This is a genomic window from Paractinoplanes lichenicola (assembly GCF_016785085.1).
Lineage (GTDB): Bacteria > Actinomycetota > Actinomycetes > Mycobacteriales > Micromonosporaceae > Actinoplanes > Actinoplanes lichenicola.
The window spans coordinates 604,419-622,915 of record NZ_JAENHO010000006.1; the positions used below are offsets into that span (position 1 = coordinate 604,419).

Below are 18,497 nucleotides of genomic sequence, written 5' to 3' on the forward strand. Positions count from 1 at the left end.
AACTTTTCCACCCTTGCCACCTGGTCGGCGGTGAACAGCGAGACGTCCACCGGCACCAGGTCCGCCTTTCTGAGGTGCAGCACGATCTGCTGCGAGAAGCGCGCCCACTGCTGATCGAACCGGTGCGCCGCGAACGGGCCCACCGCGTCGTACGAGAGGCCGCCCTGGTCGATCCAGTCGGCCCGGCAGCCGGGTTCGGCCCGGGTCAGGCGCACGCCCAGCTCCACCTCGATCCGTACGGCCGTCTCGGACTCGTTGGGCCGGAAACGGCCGGTCGCGGGGTCCATGCCCAACGCACGGATCCGTGCCCTCTCGGGTCGCGGATCCGGCGCGCGCATGTCAGGGCTTCACACGCTCAGGCCGGTGCGCGCCCGGCGCTCGAGGCTCTTGCGGATCCGGCACTTTCTCCGGCTCGCGCGGCAACGGCACTTTCGGCGTGACCACCACCGGCGCCCCGCCCTGCCCGATGCCCGCATAGATCACCGGCCGGACGCCCCGCAGCACGAGCGCGTGCACCACCCCCAGCGCGGCCACGGCGGCCAGGGCGACCGGCAAGATCCAGACCTTTTCCCGTACGCCCAACAGCGCGCCCAGATCACGGAAGGCGAGATAGCCCACCGCGCCCAGGCCCACTGTGGACAGCACCGGCGCCACGAACCGGGTGTACGCGCCCTCGCCGTTCGGCACCTGGTTGAGATGCAGCAGGGCGGCCACGGAGGTGACCAGCAACAACACGAGCAGGCCGAGGCCGCCCGCGAGCACGAGGCGACGACCGGTCAGCGGCGGATCGGCCACCCCGGCCGCGGCGGCCCCCGCGAGCAGCAGCGCGGCGACGGCCGACTGGGTCAGCGAGGCCGCGCGCGGGCCCAGCGTCCGGCGGGCGGTGCGGCCCAGCCCGGCCGGCAGCACCCGCTCGCGGCCCAGCGCGAACAGGTAGCGCGCGATCGCGTTGTGCAGCGCCAGGGCGGCCGCGAACAGGCCGGTGAGCAGCATCATCCGGCCCAGCGTGAGGGCCCACGGGGCGAGCCGCTCGGCGGCCAGGTCGAACAGCAGCTCGGAGCCGCGGGCGCGGGACACCTCGGTGATCCGGCCGGCGCCGGTGGCCGCGCTCAGCGACCACGAGGCGGCGGCCAGCACGACGGCGACGGCGGCGACCACGGCGTACGTGGCCAGGCCGGGATCGCGCCGGGGACGGATCGACTCCTCGGCGTACGGGCCCGTGGTCTCGAAGCCGGCGAAGGCCAGCAGGCCCACGGCGAGCAGCAGCCCCAGGGTGGTCATGTCGAGGTGGCCGGGGTCGGCGGGCAGGATGGTCGCGCGGGTCAGCTCGCCGCCGGCCGGGTCGATCGCGTTGGCCGCGGTGAACCCGACGGCCACCGCGACCTCGGCCAGCACGAGCAGGGCGATCAGGCCACTGCCCACTTCGGACCGGATCGTGCCGCACAGCGCGACCAGCAGCCAGCAGCCCGCGGCGACCATCCACCACTCGGCGCCGACGTCGAACCAGCTGCGCAGCAGGGGCGCCGCGGCCACCCCGGTCATGCCGTAGAGGCCGAGCTGGATGCTCTGATAGCAGGCGAGCGCGAGCCAGGCCGCGGCGGTGCCGGCGGGACGGCCCAGACCGCGGGTGACGTATGTGTACATCGCGCCGGCGAAGGGCGCCCGGTTGGCCATGGCCGACCAGCCGGCCGAGAAGAGGATCAGGATGACGCCGACGGCCAGGAAGCTCAGGGGGACCAGCGGCCCGCCGCCGGTGGCATAGGCGGCGGGCACCACGTTGATCAGTACGGCGATCGGCGCGGTGGCCGCGAGCGCGAAGAACGCGACCGCGGCCGCGCCGAGACGGCCCGGAGCAAGGGTCGTACCCACGCCTCTATTTGATCTGAAGAGTGACTACCTGACAACTGGCCGTAAGGTTTCACTCACGGTTCGATGAGGATCTTCCGGCCGACTCCGGCCCGGAACTGATCAAGAGCCTCCGCATAGCCGGACAAAGGGAACCGGTGGCTGACGAAGATCGACGGATCGAGCACGCCTGCCGCGAGCAGCTGCCCGGCCCTGTCGAAGCTGTGCAGCACCGCCATCGAGCCGGTGATGGTGATCTCGCGCCGATAGATCTCGTACGGCTCGATGGCCACCCGGGCGTCGTAGCTCGCCACCCCGAACTGCAGGAACGTGCCGCCGCGGCCGACCCGGGACAGGCCGTCCTTGATCGCCGCCTCGACCCCCGTGCAGTCGATGATGACGTCCCAGCCGCGGGGCGCGTCGAGCTCGTCGGCCGACGTGGTGGCGGCCGAGCACCCCAGCGTCCGGGCCGTCTCGAGCCGGGCCGGGTTGAGATCCACCATGGACACCGACTCGGCCCCGGCCCGCTTGGCCAGCTCGAGCATCATCAGGCCCATCGTCCCCGAGCCGTAGATCAGGTATGACGTGGCCATGGCCCGGGGCAGCACGTCGAACCCCCGTACGGCGCAGGAGAGCGGCTCGATGAGCGCCGCGTCCTTGGCCGCGAGGTGGCTCGGCAGGGCGAACAGGTTGGCCATCGGCGCCGACACGAACTCGGCCGCGCCGCCGCTGACCGTCACCCCGATCGCGCCCCAGTTCTCGCACTGGTTGCCCCGCGCCCGCTTGCAGTAGTAGCAGTAGCCGCAATACAGCGAGGGGTCGACCGCGACCTGGTCACCGACCGCGTAGCCGGTGACCGCCGAGCCGACCGCGACGATCTCGCCGGCGAACTCGTGACCGGGCACGATCGGGAACGACGGGGCGAACTCGCCGTCCATGATGTGCAGGTCGGTGCCGCAGATGCCGACGGCGGCCGGCTTGACCACCACGTCGGTGGGGCCGGGGGTCGGGTCCGGTACGTCTTGGATCTCGATCTTGCCCGGCGTGACCACCACTGCCGCTTTCACTTGACTGCTCCCATCGACAGGCCGCGGACCAGCTTGTTCTGGGCCACCCAGCCGGCGATCAGCACCGGCAGCGACACGATCGTGGCCGCGGCGCAGAGCCGGGCCAGGAAGGCGCCCTCGGACGAGATGAAGCCGACCAGGAAGATCGGCGAGGTGCCGGAGTTCGTGGCGGTCAGGTTGACCGCCAGGAAGAACTCGTTCCAGGCGAAGATGAAGCAGATCAGCGCCGTCGCCGCGAGGCCGGGGCTGACGATCGGGAGGATGATCTTGCGGATCGAGGTGAGCAGGCCCGCGCCGTCGACCTCGCCCGCCTCCAGCACCTCGCGCGGCACCTCGAGCAGGAACGACCGCATCATCCAGACCGCGAGCGGCAGGTTCATGCTCGTGTAGAGGATGACCATCGTCCAGATGTTGTCGAGCATGCCCAGGTGCTTGACCAGCAGATAGACGGGCAGGAAGGCGGCCACGGCCGGCATCATCTTGGTGCTGATGAAGAAGAACAGCGAGTCGCTCCACTTGGCCACCGGGCGCAACGACAGGGCGTACGCGGCCGGGGTGGCCAGCAGCACGACCAGGATCGTCGAGAAGATGCTGGCCATCAGCGAGTTGAGCAGGAACGGCGTGATGTTGCGGTCGAAGACCTGGGTGTACTGGGCCAGGGTCGGCGCGAAGAACCAGCTCGGCGGGTTGGTCGCGGCGACGTTCTCCTGCTTGAAGCTGGTCAGCACCATCCAGATGACCGGGAACACGAAGATGATCCCGGCGATCCAGGCCACCACGCCCCAGATCGAGTTGTGCAACCGGGCCCTCATCGGTTCTCCTCCATCTTGAAGAGGCTCGAGATGACCCGCAGGGCGAACGTGGCGACGATGATCGTCAGGATCACCACGATGACGCCGGCCGCGGAGGCCTCGCCGTACTCGAACTTGCGGAACATGGTCAGGTAGATCTCGTACGGCAGGTTGGTGGTCGCCGTGCCGGGGCCGCCCTGCGTGATGCTGAAGATCGCGTCGAACGTGTTGACCAGGTAGATCGAGCCCAGCAGCGCGCCCAGCTCCAGATACTGCCGCAGGTGCGGGATCGTCATCCGGCGGAAGATCTGCCACGCGTTCGCGCCGTCGACCTTGGCCGCCTCGAGCACCTCGTGCGACTGCGACTGCAGGCCGGCGAGCAGGATCAGCATCATGAACGGCGTCCACTGCCAGACCAGCGTCGTGATCACGGCGGCCTTCGGATACGACGAGACCCAGTCGGTCGAGCCGCCGAAGACGCCGTTGATCAAGCCGTACGTCGGGTTGAAGAGGGCGTGCTTCCAGAGCAGGGCCGCGGCGATCGGCATCACCAGGAACGGCGTGATGAGCATGGTCCGGACGATGCCGCGGCCGAGGAACTTGCGATCCAGCAGCAGCGCGAACACCAGGCCGAGGATGAGCGAGAAGATCACCGCGCCGGCCGTGAGGACCACCGTGTTGAACAGCGCCGAGCGCAGCCGCGAGTCGGACAGCACCGTGACGTAGTTGTCGAACCAGACGAACGGCTTGTCACCGGGCCGGAGCGCGTTCCAGCTCGTGGTCGAGAGGTAGATCGTGTAGAGGAACGGCACCTGCGTGACGACGATGGCGAAGATCAGCGCGGGCAGCAACGGCGCCCGGCGTACCCAGCGGTCCTTGGCTCCGCCCTTGGCGGGCCGGACGGGCGGCTGGGTCCGCTCGTCCGGCCGGGCGACCGTAACGGTCACTTGTACTTCTTCGCCACGTCATCGGCCTGCTTCTGACCGTCGGCGAGCGCCTTGTCGACCGTGTTGCTGCCGGCGATGGCCGCGCTCACCTCCTGCGACACCTTGGTGCCGAGGTCGGCGAACTCGGGGATGCCGACGAACTGCACACCGAGCGCGGGCCGCGGCTGCACACCGGGGTTGGTCGGGTCGGCGTGCTCGATCGAGCCCAGCGTGACGTCCGCGAACGCCTTGGCCGACTCCTTGTACTCCGGGATCGAGTAGGTCGAGGTGCGCTTGCCGGACGGGACGCGCGACCAGCCGAGCTTCTCGCCGACCAGCTTCTCGTAGTCCTTGCTCGTCGCCCACGAGATGAACTTCCACGCGGCGTCGGCCTTCTTGGTGGTCTTGGGCATCGCCCACGCCCACGTCCACAGCCAGCCGGAGTACTCGGTCTTGTTCACCGGGGCGTACGCGTAGCCGACCTTGCCGGCCACCTTGCTGGCGTTCGGGTCCTCCAGCGTGCCCGCGGCCGACGTGGCGTCGTACCACATGGCCGCCTTGCCCTGGCCGAACGTGTTGAGGCACTCGGTGAAGCCGGACTGCGGGGCGCCGGGCTGACCGTGCTGCTTGAGCAGGTTGACGTAGAAGTTCGTCGCCTCCTTGAACTCGGGCGAGTCGACCTTCGCGGTCCAGTCCTTCTCGAACCAGGTGCCCCCGTACGTGTTGACGACCGTGGTCAGCGGTGCGAAGAGCTCGCCCCAGCCGGGCAGCCCCCGCAGGCAGATGCCCGAGACGCCCTTGCCCTTGTCGTCGAGCTTGGCCGCGAAGTCGGCGACCTGGGCCCACGTCGGCTTCTCGGGCATCTTGAGGCCCTTGGCGTCGAAGAGCTCCTTGTTGTACATGAGGAACGACGACTCGCCGTAGAACGGGGCGGCGTACATCTTGCCGTCCTCGCCGCTCAGCGACGACACCATCGGCTTGATCAGGTCGTTCACGTCGTACGAGGAGTCGGCCTGGGCCTGCGTCGAGACCTCGTGCAGCCAGCCGTTCTTGGCCCAGATCGGCACCTCGTACGCGCCGACCGTGGCCACGTCGTACTGGCCGCCCTGGTTGGCGACGTCCTGGGTGACCTTGTCGCGCAGCTCGTTCTCCGGGAGGATCGTGAACTTCACGGTGATCCCGGTCTGCTTGGTGAAGTTGTCGGCGGTCAGCTTCTGGATGTCCTCCATCTGCGGGTTGCCGACCATCAGGGCCGTGATGGTGTTGTCGGCCGAGTCACCGCCACCGCTGGTGGTCGAGCCGGCGCCCGAACAGGCAGCCGTGAAGGCCAGCAGCCCGACGGCCGCCACCGCGGCAAGTTTTTTGGACATGGTGGAACCTCCGTTTTATTCGAAAACGGCGAGTGGGGAGTTTTGAAACTGTGCTTTACACCCGGATGACCTGCGGCCCGAGCCGGGAATAGCGGTTCGCCTCGGAGACCGGCAATGCGGTGTCCGTGACCAGTGACTCGAAATCAGATATCTCGGCGAATCGGCAGAATGTGCGGACGCCGAATTTGGTGTGAATGCCGACGAAGACCCGGCGCCGGGCGGCCGCGACCGCCCGTGCCTTCACGTCCGCGACGGCCGGGTCCGGCGTGGTCAGCCCGACCTCCCGGGAGATCCCGTTGGCCCCGATGAAGGCCAGGTCGATCACGAAGCCGGAGAGCATGTTGCCCGCCCAGTGGTCGACGGTGGCCAGCGTGCGGCCCCGCACCCGGCCCCCGAGCAGCAGCACCGTGGCCGGCGTGGACGCGGCCAGCCAGGCCGCGGTGTTGAGCGACGCGGTCACCACCGTGAGCGGACGGTCGTTCGGCAGCGCCTCGGCGATCAGCTGCGGCGTGAAGCCCTCGTCGATGAAGATCGTCTCGGCGTCCCCGATCAGGCCGGCCGCGGCGGCCGCGATCCGGCGCTTCTCGGGGACCCCGCGAATGGTCCGCATCGCGAGGTCGGTCTCGAATTTCGCGGTCTCCACCGGGTACGCCCCGCCATGCGTACGGCGGATGAGACCGTGCTTTTCCAGCAGTCGCAGGTCACGACGAATTGTCTCGGCCGAGACGTCGAGTTCCGCCGAGAGTTTCCCGACCTCAACCTCCCCGTGCCGGCGGGCCAGCGCGACGATCTGATGCTGCCGCTCGTCCGCATTCAATTCCCGTCACCTCCGCCCTCGTTTGACCGACCTATTTGTAACACCGGAGAAACCTGTGGCCTCCATCACAAGCCCCGCTGTTTCGTTGTTTACTTGCCCGTTTGCCCGGGCGCTGCGGCCGAGCAAGATCACCCCAAAGTAAGATCAAAAGCCCATATCGCTTGACCGTTTGCGCCGAAATCATGACCACATCGTGACCGGTCGGGCTTCGGCGGGCACGCCGCTCAGACTCCTCAGGTCGGCCGCCCTCGCGCCGACTTTCAACGCGTGCTTGCGACGGATCAACTGACCGAGTTCCTGTCCGCGGTGGCCGACCGGCCCGCCGGACCGGCCGCGCATCACGCTGCCGTGGAGTGCGCCGCCCGCGCCCTCGACGCCGACGTCGCGGTGCTGATGATCGACGGCGGGGTGGTGGCCGCGATCGGGCTGCCCGCCGACGAGGTGCCCGCGTACACGCTGGCCGAGATCGCCGTCGGCCGCCGCGCCACCCTCGAACTGGGCGACGGCCGGTACGCGGTCACGTTCGCCACCATCAGCGGCACCAGCCCCGGCGTCCTCGTGCTGGGCCGGGTCAGCAGCCCGTTCACCGCCGAGGAGGTCTGCCTGCTCCGCGGCATGGCCCGCGTCCTCGAGCTCAGCCTCCAGTCCCTGCACGTGATCGAGTCGGAGCGCCGGTACGCCGAGGAGAACGGCCGGCTGCTCGGCTACCTCGACCACGGCCGCCGGGTCTTCGAGGAGCTGGGCACCGTGCAGCGCGCGATCGGCCGCCGGACGCCCGTGCCGCAGGTCTTCGACATGGTCGTCACCGCCGTCCGCGACCTGCTCGGCGTCGACATGGTCACGATCAACCTGGTCGAGCGGGACGACCCCTCCCGGGTCGGCATCGTCGCCGCGACCGGCGTCCCGGCCGAGGTCGCGGCCAAGCTCAGGCACGTGCCGCTGGCCGCCGGCGGCGTCTCCGGCCTGGCCATCCTGGGCGACGAGCTGGTCGCGATCGAGGACTACACCACGTCGCCGATCGCCCTGTCCCCCATGACCGCCGCCCGGCTGAAGTCGATCATGGCCGCTCCCCTGCACGAGAACGGTCAGACCGCGGGCAGCATCGCCGTCGGCTCGTTCACGTCGAAGCGGGACTGGGACAAGCCGGCCCGCGAGATCCTGCAGGCCTTCGCCGACCACCTCAGCCTCGCCCTGACCGACGCGCGCACCCAGGAGGCGATGAGCCAGGCGTTCCTCGACGCGCTCACCGGCCTGGCCACCCGCGCCCTGTTCCAGACCCGCATGGAGGAGGCGCTCAGCCCGGCCGGTCTCGGCGGCGCCGTGCTCTTCGTCGACCTCGACCGCTTCAAGGTCGTCAACGACTCGCTCGGCCACGCGGCCGGCGACGCGCTGCTCACCGGCGTGGCCACCCGCATCCAGGCCTGCCTGCGCGAAGGCGACACGGCCGCCCGGCTCGGCGGCGACGAGTTCGCCGTCCTGCTGCCCGGCCTGCACAGCGCCGACGAGGCGATGCCGATCGCCGAGCGCATCCTGGCCGCCCTGCGCGAGCCGTTCGACCTGCTCGGCGCCGAGACCTTCATCAGCTCCAGCATCGGCGTCGCGTTCAGCGCCCCCGGCGAGCACGCCGGCTCCGTGCTCATGGTCCACGCCGACCTCGCGATGTATCAGGCGAAAAAGCTCGGCAAGGACCGGTACGAGGTGTTCGAGCCGACGATGCAGGAGGCGTTCCAGGCCCACATCGCCCTCGAGGCCGACCTGCGCCGCGCGGTCCTGCGCCACGAGTTCGAGCTGCGCTACCAGCCCATCGTGCACCTGCAGACCAACGAGATCACCGGCGTCGAGGCGCTGATCCGCTGGATGCACCCCGAACGCGGAATCGTGCCGCCGATGGACTTCATCCCGCTCGCCGAGGAAACCGGCATGATCGTGCCGATCGGCGAATGGGTGCTGCGCGAGGCCACCAGCCGGGTCGCCGAGTGGAACGCCCGCCGCCCGGGCCCGCCGCTCTCCGTGAGCGTCAACCTCTCCGCCGTCCAACTCGAACAGGCGGCGCTGATCCAGGTCGTCGACTCGGCCCTGACCGACGCGGGCCTGCCGCCCGCCCAGCTCGTGCTCGAACTGACCGAGTCGCTGCTGGTCGACCACCGCCCCACCACCCTGCAGCGGCTCGAAGGGCTCAAGGCGCTGGGCGTACGCCTGGCCATCGACGACTTCGGCACCGGCTACTCGTCGCTGGCCTACCTGCGCCGCTTCCCGGTCGACATCATCAAAATCGACAAGTCCTTCGTGGACGACGTGGTCGACGAGCCCACCGCGGCCGCCCTCACCCACGGCATCATCCAACTGGGCCGCGCCCTGCAACTCTCGACGGTTGCCGAAGGCATCGAACACGCCGGCCAACTGACCTCCCTGGCCGGCGGCAACTGCGAGATGGGCCAGGGCTACTACTTCGCCGAGCCCCTGACCGGCACAGCCCTCAGCGACCTCCTCTTCCCCCGTCCTGACCCGGGCCTCTCTTCCCACCCGTCTTTCAACCGCCTGCCCCTCTTTTAACCGCCTGGCCGCCGGCCTCTCCTCTTCCCTGCCGCCCGCTCCGGTGCTCTGTTTTCAGTGCGCGCCCGCCTCTCCGGCCACACGCCCGGCGCCCTTTCCACCCGCCCCGCGCCCTCTTTCCCCCGCCCGGCGCCCCTTTCCCCGCCCGGCGCCCCTTTCCCTATGCCAGGCGCCCTCTTTCCACCCGCCTAGTCCGGCCCGACCTCGCCTCGCCTCGGTTTCGCCCCCGTAGCCCGGCCCGATGCCGCCGCGCCTCTTTGCCCTGCCTTCAACCCGATGCCGCCGCCCTGTCTCAGACCCGCCGACAATGGATCTTGTCGGGTTCAGCCACCGCCTCCCCCGCCCACCCTGGGAAATAAGGAATAGGCGGCTGCGAGCTTAGGTCTTTGCGGGTGCGGCCCCGAGTTATCCACAATCCGGGGTTATCCACAGGGCGTCGGCGGGCCGGGCGGCGTTGGGTCAGAATGCTCGGCATGCAGGAGCGACCCGAGGGACTGAGCGACGACGAGCTGGTGCGTGGCCTCGCCGACGGCTGGGGCCTGCAGGTCCGGGAGCTCTCCTACCTGCCGGTGGGCTTCGGCGGCTATCACTGGGCGGCCCACGACCCCGACGGGGCGCGCTGGTTCGTGACGGTCGACGTCCGGGCCGATCACGAGCGGCTCGAGCGGGCGCTGGGCACGGCCGTCGCGTTGGGGCTCCCCTTTGTGCTCGCGCCGGTGCCGGCCCGCGACGGCAGAGCGACCCGGCGGCTCGCCTCGGGTCACACGCTCTCGGTCTATCCGCTGGTCGACGGCGTGGCGGGCGATTTCGGGCCGCATCCGGCGGCCGAGCGTGAGCGGGTGCTCGACCTGCTGATCGCGCTGCATCGGGCCACACCGTCAATCGCGGCGATCCCGCTCCGCACCGATCTGCGGCTGCCCGGGCGGGCGGAGCTCGAGGCGGCGCTGGACGATCTGGGCGGGCCGTGGATCGGCGGGCCCTATTCGGAGGCGGCGCGTGAGGTGCTGGCCCCGCGGGCCGGGCTGGTCCGGGGGTGGCTCGCCGAGTTCGACCGGCTGGCCGGCGCCGCGGGCGACCCGACGGGCTGGGTGGTCACCCACGGCGAGCCGCACCCGGGCAACGTCCTGCGAGCCACGGCCGAGCCACCGACCCCGACCGGGCCGGACGCCGCGAATGAGCCGCAGGCCATAGGCGGGGTGGAACGGCTGTTGCTGATCGACTGGGACACCGTGATGCTGGCGCCCGCCGAGCGCGATCTCTGGATGCTGACCGGGGCCATGTTCGGGGAGGGGGCGGCGGGCGACGACGCGGCTCTCCTCGGGCGGTACGAGCGGGAGACCGGCCGTACGGTGTCTCACGACCTGATCGGCTTCTACCGGCTCTGGTGGGTGCTGGCCGATCTGGCGATCTACGCCGACGAGCTACGCGGGCCACACGGGCCGGGCGCCGATCACGCCGACTCCTTGACCTACCTGACGAGCTACTTGGCGGGCTGAAGACGAGCGACTTCGGCGGGCTGAGGGCGGCTGAGGGCAGGCTGGGGCGGGCTGAGGGCAGGCTGGGGCGGGCTGAGGGCAGGCTGGGGCGGGCTGGGGGCGAGCTACTTGGCGGGCTGAAGGAGCGTGACGATGGCGCCCAGCTCGGGCGGCTCCAGGCGGCCGGGCAGCGTGGCGAACTCGGCCGGCGTGACCCAGGCGTGGCCGAGCAGTTCGGCGGCCTCGTACGGCAACAAGCCCGCGCGCGACAGCGGCGGCGCCGAAGAGTCGTAGCGAGCGGCGAAGAACTGCTCGACGCCGGTGTAGAGGCGGCCCTTCCAGCGGGAGTGCCGGGTGACGTCGACGAAGTGATCCCCGACGCGGGTGGGGTCGAGGCCGGTCTCCTCGACCAGTTCGCGCCGCGCGGCCTGCAGTGGGGTCTCGCCCTCGTCGAGGCCGCCGCCGGGTGGCTCCCAGATCTCGGCGCCGTCGTGCGGGTCGCGCCAGTTCATCAAGAGCACCCGGCCGTCGGCGTCGAAACAGATCACTCGGGCGGCGGGTCGGTCGAGGCTATCCATGAGCCGAAGATAAAGGCAGCAGCGCCTCGAAGTCGGCGGCGGGCATCGGGCGGGCGAAGAGGTAGCCCTGCGCGGCGCGATAGCCCAGAGCACGCAGCCGGGCGGCCTGATCGTCGGTCTCGACGCCCTCGGCCACGGCGTGCAGGCTCAGCGCCTGGGCCAGGTGGGCCACGCCGGCCGCCACCGTGATCCGGTCGCCCGGCGCCGCCTGGGTGAACGAGCGGTCGAGTTTGACCTCGTCGACCGGTACGTCGTGGAGCAGGCTCAGCGTCGAGCTGCCGGTGCCGAAGTCGTCGAGCGCGAACTTGACCCCGAGGGCCCGCAGGTCGCTGAGCACGGCGTGCGACTCCCCGGGTTCGACCGGCATCGACTCGGTGACCTCGAGCGTGATCCGGCCGGCGGCGACCCCGTGCTCGCCGAGCAGGCCCGCCACGTACGGGGCGAAGTCGGGTTCACGCAGGTCGCGAGCGGAAATGTTGATGTTGAGGACGGTGCCCGCGGGCCAGTCGGCCATGCGGGTGAGGGCGGCCCGCAGCACCCAGCGGCTGAGCGGGACGATCAGGCCGGTGCGCTCGGCGACGGGGATGAACGCGTCGGGGGCCAGCGTGCCGTGCACCGGGTGGGCCCAGCGCACCAGCGCCTCGGCGCCCAGCACGCGGCGGCCCTCGTCGAGGGTGACGATCGGCTGGAAGAGCAGGAACAGCTGGTCGTCACGGATCGCCGCGGGCAGGTCGGCGCCCAGGTCGGCGTGCCCGGCCGACGTGGCGCCCAGCTCCGGCTCGTAGTGCAGCGAGGCGGTGCCCGCGACGGCCTTGGCCGCGTACATGGCGATGTCGGCCTGGCGCAGCAGCACGCTGGGGTCGTCGCCGGCGCGGCCGTCGGCGATGCCGATGCTGGCCCGGATCGGCAGCTCGTGCCCGTCGACCAGGACGGGCGCCTTGAGGGCCTCGATCATGCGCCGGGCGGCCAGGTCGGCCGCTTCCGGGTCGGCGCCGTCGAGCACCACCACGAACTCGTCGCCGCCGAGCCGGGCCACCGTGTCCTCGGCCCGTACGCAGCCGTTGAGGCGCTGCGCCACCGCGATCAGCAGTTGGTCGCCGACCTCGTGCCCGAGGGTGTCGTTGACCTCCTTGAAGTCGTCGAGGTCGATCAGCGCGACGGCGACCGGCCGGGCGTCGGCGGCTTCGACGGCCCGGCGCAGCCGCTCGTGGAAGAGCACCCGGTTGGGCAGCTGGGTGAGCGCGTCGTGGGTGGCGCCGTGGTCGAGCCGGCGCAGCAGGCGGCCGTTGTCCTGGAAGGCGGTGATCTGGCGGACCACGACCACCGCGGTGAGCAGCACGGCCGCGACCACGACGATGCGGCGGTCGCTGCTGTTGTCGTTCCAGACCACGGCGAGCAGCAGCCCGTCGACGGCCGCGACGGCCACATAGGGCAGGAAGCTGAACGGGCGCCGGCGCACCGGTTTGGCCCCGCGGAGCGGACCCGTGGGGGCGTTGCGCTGGCGGTGGGTGGCGAGCACGGCGCAGAAGAACAACGCCGGCAGGTCGATCATGTCGGGGAACAGGTGGGGGTCGAGCGGCTCGAACAGCGGGCGCAGCACCGGCCCGACCGCGCCGATGGCCACCGCGATGCCGATCATGCGGAGGGCGCCCGCGTCCATGTGGTTGTGGCTGGTCAGCAGGAACTTCGCGACCGCGAAGACGGCCAGCAGCGCGAGCAGGCTGAGGGCCAGCGAGGGGAACAGCATCCCGCGGTCGCCGTCCTCGAGCGCATAGCGTGCCGAGAAGTGCCACAGGAAGACGGCGCAGGCCAGCATCACCGTGCCCGCGTCGAGCACCACGCGGAACAACTCGCCCCGGGACTGCTGACCGAACGGCAGGCGGAGCAGGGCATACATGACGAGCACGACGGCGACGCCCTGGAAGCCGATCTGCCCCACCCCGGCACCCGCGTGGGCCGGGTCGGGCGCGGTCAGCATGTGGTGGGCCTGGGCCGCGTTGCCCAGGCCGACCGGCACACACACCAGCGCGATGTGGCCCCAGAACCGTCGCACCTGGGCCGGGAGATGCTCGGTGCGCGCGGTCCGCAGGCTGTCGACGCCGAGCACGGCCGCGCCGAGGATGCCGGGCAGCCAGAGGAGCACCCAGGGGATCACCGGCGAGATCGCGTTGATCACCACTGCGGCCACCGTGAACAGCAGCAACGCGCCGGCGGCGACGAGTGGCCGGCCGGGCCGACTCCTGAGCACGCCCATCCGGTCCGCCTCTCGAAAAGAAAAACTGCTCCCGCAGTGATCGGCGGCCGGAGGGCAGAGGTGAGAAGTCGAGGTGTGACGGGGATCCCGGCGGCTGACAAAAGGCGGCGGCAAAGGCGGCGGCAAAGGTGGCGGCAAAGGTGAGGAATCGTGCTGTGACCGAGGTCCCCGGCGGAAGAGGTCGCCGGGCGGCCATACTTTGTCACTGTGCTGCGACCTGCGACCTACGCCGAACGGGACCTGATCCTGCCCTGGCGCAACCATGAGTCGGTGCGTGCCGTGAGCCTGACCACGCACGCGATCAAGCCCGAGGAGCACGCGAAGTGGTGGGAAAACCGCTGGCGTGATGTGCTGATCTACGAAGACGATCGGGGTACGCCGGCCGGTGTCGTGATCTTCAACGGGAACACGTGGTCGTTCTACCTCGACGTCGCCGGCCTGGGTGACGGTCTGCTGGCGGCGTGGATGCGGCTGGAGAAGGAAGCCGTGGAGTACGCGTTCGGCACACTTGGCCTGGAGACCCTGGGCGGCGAGACGCTCGCCGACAACAAGCAGGTGCTCGCGCTCCACCGCCGGTTCGGCTTCAAGGAGACGCGGCGTTACGAACGGCTCGTCGACGGCGAGATGAAGACCGTCGTCTGGACGGAGAGAGGGAAGTAATGACTAAGTTCGGGCCCGACAAGCGGCCGTACATCGTCGCGGAGATGTCGGGGAACCACAACGGCTCCCTGGACCGGGCGCTCGCGCTGGTCGACGCGGCGGCCGACGCCGGCGCGGACGCCATCAAGATCCAGACGTACACGGCCGACACCATGACCGTGGACGTCAAGCACCCCCGCTTCCAGATCTCCAAGGGTCACGAGCTGTGGTCCGAGGCATACCTGTACGACCTGTACGAGCGCGCCCACACCCCGTGGGACTGGCACCAGCCGATCTTCGAGCGGGCCCGCGAGCGCGGCATCACGCCGTTCTCCAGCCCCTTCGACCGTACGGCGGTCGAACTGCTCGAGAAGCTCGACGCCGAGCTCTACAAGATCGCGTCCTCCGAGATCACCGACCTGCCGCTGATCCGCCTGGCCGCGAGCACCGGCAAGCCGATCATCATCTCCACCGGCATGGCCTCGGTGAAGGAGATCGCGGCCGCGGTCGAGGCCGCCGAGGGGGTCGGCGCCACCGACATCACGGTGCTGAGCTGCACCGCGTCGTATCCGGCGCCGCCGGAGTTCACCAACCTGCGCCGCATCCCGGTGCTGGCCCAGATGCTCGAGCGCCCGATCGGCCTGAGCGACCACACGCACGGCATCGGCGTGCCGATCGCCTCGGTCGCGTTCGGCGCCTGCCTGATCGAGAAGCACTTCACGATGGACCGGGCCGACGGCGGCGTCGACTCGGCCTTCTCGCTCGACCCGGCCGAGCTCAAGGCCATGCGGATCGAGACGGAGCGGGCCTGGCAGGCGCTGGGCACGACGCACATCGGCCCGACCGAGGCCGAGAAGGAGGGCCTGCGCTTCCGCCGGTCGCTCTACGTGGTGGCCGACGTCAAGGCGGGCGACCAGGTCACGCCCGAGAACGTCCGGTCCATCCGGCCCACCGGCGGGCTTGAGCCCGACTCGATCGGCCTGGTCATGGGGCGCACCTTCACGGCCGACGCGGCCAAGGGCACCCCGCTGAGCTGGGACCTGATCTAGCGCACAAAGAAGGGGGCCGCCGAGCGGCCCCCTTCGACGAAACTCAACGAACAGCGTTGGACTGCGCCTCCGCCTTGCGAGCCCGCCGTCCGCGCATGAACTTCCGGCCGTCGCGCATGATCACCCGGTAGGCGCTGCGCGAGATCCAGAGGAACCGGCCGGCCCAGGTCTTCTTGTAGAACTGGACCTCCCAATCCATCTTGCTGACCTGCAGGTCGCGGGACTTGATGATCTGCTCGGTCCAGTCCATCATCGCCAGCAGGTGGCTCGCCTCGTACCGCTGACGCCACAGCGCCTCGGTGAGCTCGCGGAAGCCGGCCACGTCGACCGAGGCCGAGCCGGGCGAGACGGCCAGCAGCTGGAGCCGCCGGTCGTGCTGGTCCGAGAGGCTCAGGCCATATTCGGCCGTCTCGAGGCGCACGTGCAGCTCGACCGCCGCGCGCACGCTGTCGGCGGCGATGCCCTGGCCGACCATGCCCAGGATCGTGGCCGTCAGGTCGACCGCGTTCGAGGTGATCGGCCACGGGTGCGGCTGGCCCGACGTGATCAGCTGGACGGCGAACGACCAGACCGCCCGGATCTCGGCCGTCTCGAGCGCCACCGACTCGACCGGCTCCCAGTTCGTCGGCAGCAGGGCCGGGCCGTCCTCGGTGACGAAGACGTCGGCCAGCCCGGCCACGGCGACCGGACCGGTGAGCAGGCCGTCCTGGGCCTGCGAGCGCAGCCAGGCGTCGTACTGGGCCAGCTCGACCCGCATGCGGCGCAGGTCGCTGGTGGCCGCGAGGTGCTCCAGGCGTTCCTCGAGCACGTAGCCGACGTCGGCGCCGGGGGCCGTGGGCTCGCTGATGCGGCGCAGGCCCTCCCGCTCGATCGGGCCCTCGAGCGGCTCCAGCACGGTGGTCCGCACCTGGTCGCCGGCCGAGGTCACCTCGTACGCGAACGTGCCGCGGGCGTCGCCGATCAGCAGCTCGTGCCCCTCGACGGCCGGGGCCGCGCCGGGACCGCGGGCGATGACCAGCCAGGCCGGGGCGACCGTGCCCTCGGCGCCGGCCCGCAGCGCGCGGTTGACCAGGCGGCGCGGGTCGCTGAGGACCGGGCGGCCGCGGAAGGCGCCGGCGAACGCCTGGGACAGCGCCGTGCCGAGGCGGGGGCGCAGCGGCGACGCGACCTCGCCGAGCAGGCCCTCGCCGACCAGCACGGTGGGCGCGGCGGGCTCGGGGAAGGCGGCGTACGCGGCGGCGACCGTCAGGCCGGACTGGGCCAGCCGGGCGGTCAGCTGCTCCTGCGAGGCCGGGCGCTGGGTGTCGGTCTCGTCGTCGGTGTTGTACCAGTCCGAGTCGAGCCGTTCCCGGGCGCCGGGCTCGAGGCGCACGGTGTGGTGCACGCCGAGACGGTTGTCGTGCATGAGCAGCAGGACGCCGTCGGGCTGGACGGCCTCGGCGAGCCGGTCGACGAGCTGGGCCGCGGACATCTGCTCGCCCTCGGCCGAGTTCAGCCGGTCGACGCCGTCGGCCGCGACCACGAGGTCGAACTTCTCGGCCGCGTCGAGCTTGACCGCGGCGCCGGCCAGGACGGTGATCCGCGAGTTGCCGCGGGCCGCCTCCTCGGCGTCGATCAGCGAGCGGAGCAGCCAGGACACCGAGGCGCCGGTGTCGGCCAGCGCGGCCACGACCTCCTCGCTGTGCGGGCCCGCGACCAGCACCGTACGGCCGGGGCCGGCGTACTGGCGCAGCAGGTGGCGAAGGACGGCGCCGCGCGGCAGCGGCTGGCTGCGCTGCGGGTCGCGGTCGCTCCAGGCGAACATCTCGCCGCCGATGCGCCGCAGGTTGTTCACCGGCGGCGCGGAGAGGGCGGCCGCGAAGTCCGTACCCTCGTTCGGAAGCAGGGCAGCGGAGCGCTCCGACATCACTTCACCCTCTCTGTGGAAGCGGGCCAGCCCAGGATGGCGCGCAGTTCGTCGGGATGGGCCAACTCGTCGGCGCCCAGCTGCTGGCGGGCCAGCGCGTGGGTCACGGCGTTGTCGGTCTGGTGCCCATAAAGCTCAGGCCACTGCCGGCGCAGCCGGGGCTCGCCGCCGAAGGTGGGGTCAGCGTTGTCGAGGACCATCGGGTCGCCGTAGACGGCGGCCTCCCGGCCGGCCAGCGCGCCGTACCAGACGGCGCTGCACAGCCGGTTCGACACTACTCGGCGGTGGCGGCGCAGCTCCTTGAGCTGGCCGACGAGGAACTCACGATTGTGATCACGCCACCAGAAACCGCGATAACCGTGACAGATGACCCGGAAACCGGCGTTCTCGTAGATTTTGCGGACACTCTTCATCCTGTACTCGTTCCAGTACAGGCAGGCGGTGACCGGGCCGGTCTCGACCTTCTTGACCTCGTCGATCAGCTTCTGGTGGTCACCGCTGATCTGCTGGCCCTCCCACCCGTGGAACGGGTAGAAGATCGTGCCCTCGGGCTCCGGCGCATCGGCCGGCTCGGGCTCCATCTCCAGCAGGTACGCGAAGGGGGCGCCGACCACGATGACGTCGCGGCGGCCCTGCGACCAGGACCGGCGCCGGGTCTCCTCGGACCAGACAAAGATCTTGCTGCCGTCTACGAACGGGGTGCCCGGGGCCAGGCCGTCACCCATGTTCCAGCCGTGCTGGAGGTAGCCCTGCAAGCGGGGCGGGTGCAGCGGATCGGGCAGATCGCAGTAGCGGGCCAACAGGTGGGCGTGACCGTAGTGATAGTTGGCGTGATGCATTCCCTCGTCCATCGCCGGCTGCTGGTGCGCCGCCATCTCGGTTCGCTCGGGCGCGCGAAGTTTCGGGCCTGGCCGTGCCGCGGCCCGTCAAGTCGACGCCGAAAGGTACCACTCAAGGTTAAGTTCCGCGCGGACCGTTAGGGAATCGTTCCCCGGTCGGACCGGCGAGCCGTGCGGCCGAAATGTCCGTGGGTGACCAGCAAACAGGGCCCCCGGGGGCCACTCCGCGCCGGCACTTCTGTGTCACACATCACCCGATCTGCCCGTAACTTCCCGACCGGCAGGCACTTCTCAAGATCGTCGCCTACAGTGGACGCTCGCAGGCGGGCCGGGGTGGACGCCGCCACGTCCGCCCCGGTCATGCCTGTCCTTGGTCCTGAAGTAGGAG

At 70.6% G+C, this 18,497-nt stretch carries 14 protein-coding genes; 4 read left to right on the forward strand and 10 right to left on the reverse strand.

The window, feature by feature from the left end; genetic code table 11:
• Positions 1-339: 339 nt before the first annotated feature.
• Genes JKJ07_RS23945 through JKJ07_RS23970 form a run of 6 tightly spaced genes read right to left on the reverse strand, consistent with a single transcriptional unit; the run spans position 340 to position 6,816 of the window.
• Complete coding sequence (locus JKJ07_RS23945) at positions 340-1,869, reverse strand: APC family permease (protein ID WP_202993924.1); 1,530 nt, start codon at positions 1,867-1,869, stop codon at positions 340-342.
• A 53-nt stretch (positions 1,870-1,922) separates the two neighbouring features.
• A complete protein-coding gene (locus JKJ07_RS23950) occupies positions 1,923-2,912 on the reverse strand; it encodes a zinc-dependent alcohol dehydrogenase family protein (protein ID WP_202993925.1) in 990 nt (329 codons plus the stop codon).
• Positions 2,909-3,724: a carbohydrate ABC transporter permease gene (locus JKJ07_RS23955; RefSeq protein ID WP_202993926.1), complete on the reverse strand. Its 816-nt coding sequence runs from the start codon at positions 3,722-3,724 to the stop codon at positions 2,909-2,911. Before JKJ07_RS23955 ends, JKJ07_RS23950 begins: the two co-directional genes overlap by 4 nt.
• Positions 3,721-4,650, reverse strand: coding sequence for a carbohydrate ABC transporter permease (locus tag JKJ07_RS23960; RefSeq protein WP_202993927.1), 930 nt, complete (start codon positions 4,648-4,650; stop codon positions 3,721-3,723). Before JKJ07_RS23960 ends, JKJ07_RS23955 begins: the two co-directional genes overlap by 4 nt.
• Entirely contained in the window at positions 4,647-5,999 is a 1,353-nt protein-coding gene (locus JKJ07_RS23965; RefSeq protein WP_202993928.1) for an ABC transporter substrate-binding protein, read from the reverse strand. The genes JKJ07_RS23960 and JKJ07_RS23965 overlap by 4 nt, the downstream gene beginning before the upstream one ends.
• Before the next feature lie 55 nt (positions 6,000-6,054).
• On the reverse strand, positions 6,055-6,816 hold the full coding sequence (locus JKJ07_RS23970; protein ID WP_202993929.1) for a DeoR/GlpR family DNA-binding transcription regulator: 762 nt from the start codon (positions 6,814-6,816) through the stop codon (positions 6,055-6,057).
• A 267-nt stretch (positions 6,817-7,083) separates the two neighbouring features.
• On the opposite strand from JKJ07_RS23970, the gene JKJ07_RS23975 reads away from it, so the two are divergent.
• Both JKJ07_RS23975 and JKJ07_RS23980 read left to right on the forward strand, forming a co-directional pair.
• Positions 7,084-9,369, forward strand: a complete 2,286-nt coding sequence (locus JKJ07_RS23975; protein WP_202993930.1) for a putative bifunctional diguanylate cyclase/phosphodiesterase — start codon at positions 7,084-7,086, stop codon at positions 9,367-9,369.
• A gap of 473 nt (positions 9,370-9,842) precedes the next feature.
• The gene (locus JKJ07_RS23980) at positions 9,843-10,865 is read left to right on the forward strand and encodes an aminoglycoside phosphotransferase/kinase family protein (RefSeq protein WP_236029695.1); all 1,023 of its coding nucleotides are present in this window, start codon (positions 9,843-9,845) and stop codon (positions 10,863-10,865) included.
• A gap of 104 nt (positions 10,866-10,969) precedes the next feature.
• On the opposite strand, the gene JKJ07_RS23985 is transcribed toward JKJ07_RS23980, so the two are convergent.
• Complete coding sequence (locus JKJ07_RS23985; protein WP_202993931.1) at positions 10,970-11,422, reverse strand: NUDIX hydrolase; 453 nt, start codon at positions 11,420-11,422, stop codon at positions 10,970-10,972.
• Positions 11,415-13,676 (reverse strand): putative bifunctional diguanylate cyclase/phosphodiesterase, encoded by a 2,262-nt coding sequence (locus tag JKJ07_RS23990; RefSeq protein ID WP_202993932.1) that lies wholly within the window; start codon positions 13,674-13,676, stop codon positions 11,415-11,417. The genes JKJ07_RS23985 and JKJ07_RS23990 overlap by 8 nt, the downstream gene beginning before the upstream one ends.
• Before the next feature lie 207 nt (positions 13,677-13,883).
• Between JKJ07_RS23990 and JKJ07_RS23995 the strand changes: the two genes are divergently transcribed.
• Together JKJ07_RS23995 and pseI are read left to right on the forward strand one after the other, a co-directional pair.
• Complete coding sequence (locus JKJ07_RS23995; protein WP_202993933.1) at positions 13,884-14,336, forward strand: GNAT family N-acetyltransferase; 453 nt, start codon at positions 13,884-13,886, stop codon at positions 14,334-14,336.
• Entirely contained in the window at positions 14,336-15,364 is a 1,029-nt protein-coding gene (pseI, locus tag JKJ07_RS24000) for a pseudaminic acid synthase (RefSeq protein WP_202993934.1), read from the forward strand. Before JKJ07_RS23995 ends, pseI begins: the two co-directional genes overlap by 1 nt.
• A 43-nt stretch (positions 15,365-15,407) precedes the next feature.
• On the opposite strand, the gene JKJ07_RS24005 is transcribed toward pseI, so the two are convergent.
• Together JKJ07_RS24005 and JKJ07_RS24010 are read right to left on the reverse strand one after the other, a co-directional pair.
• Complete coding sequence (locus JKJ07_RS24005) at positions 15,408-17,270, reverse strand: class I SAM-dependent methyltransferase (RefSeq protein WP_202993935.1); 1,863 nt, start codon at positions 17,268-17,270, stop codon at positions 15,408-15,410.
• Entirely contained in the window at positions 17,270-18,109 is an 840-nt protein-coding gene (locus JKJ07_RS24010) for a hypothetical protein (RefSeq protein ID WP_202994046.1), read from the reverse strand. The genes JKJ07_RS24005 and JKJ07_RS24010 overlap by 1 nt, the downstream gene beginning before the upstream one ends.
• Positions 18,110-18,497: the final 388 nt, after the last annotated feature.

Bases quoted from the DNA above. Each gene is read 5' to 3' on its own strand.
- JKJ07_RS24005 (WP_202993935.1), bottom strand. From the start codon at position 17,270: ATGTCGGAGCGCTCCGCTGCCCTGCTTCCGAACGAGGGTACGGACTTC.
- JKJ07_RS23990 (WP_202993932.1), bottom strand. From the start codon at position 13,676: ATGGGCGTGCTCAGGAGTCGGCCCGGCCGGCCACTCGTCGCCGCCGGC.
- JKJ07_RS23955 (WP_202993926.1), bottom strand. From the start codon at position 3,724: ATGAGGGCCCGGTTGCACAACTCGATCTGGGGCGTGGTGGCCTGGATC.
- JKJ07_RS23980 (WP_236029695.1), top strand. From the start codon at position 9,843: ATGCAGGAGCGACCCGAGGGACTGAGCGACGACGAGCTGGTGCGTGGC.
- pseI (WP_202993934.1), top strand. From the start codon at position 14,336: ATGACTAAGTTCGGGCCCGACAAGCGGCCGTACATCGTCGCGGAGATG.
- JKJ07_RS24010 (WP_202994046.1), bottom strand. From the start codon at position 18,109: ATGCATCACGCCAACTATCACTACGGTCACGCCCACCTGTTGGCCCGC.
- JKJ07_RS23985 (WP_202993931.1), bottom strand. From the start codon at position 11,422: ATGGATAGCCTCGACCGACCCGCCGCCCGAGTGATCTGTTTCGACGCC.
- JKJ07_RS23965 (WP_202993928.1), bottom strand. From the start codon at position 5,999: ATGTCCAAAAAACTTGCCGCGGTGGCGGCCGTCGGGCTGCTGGCCTTC.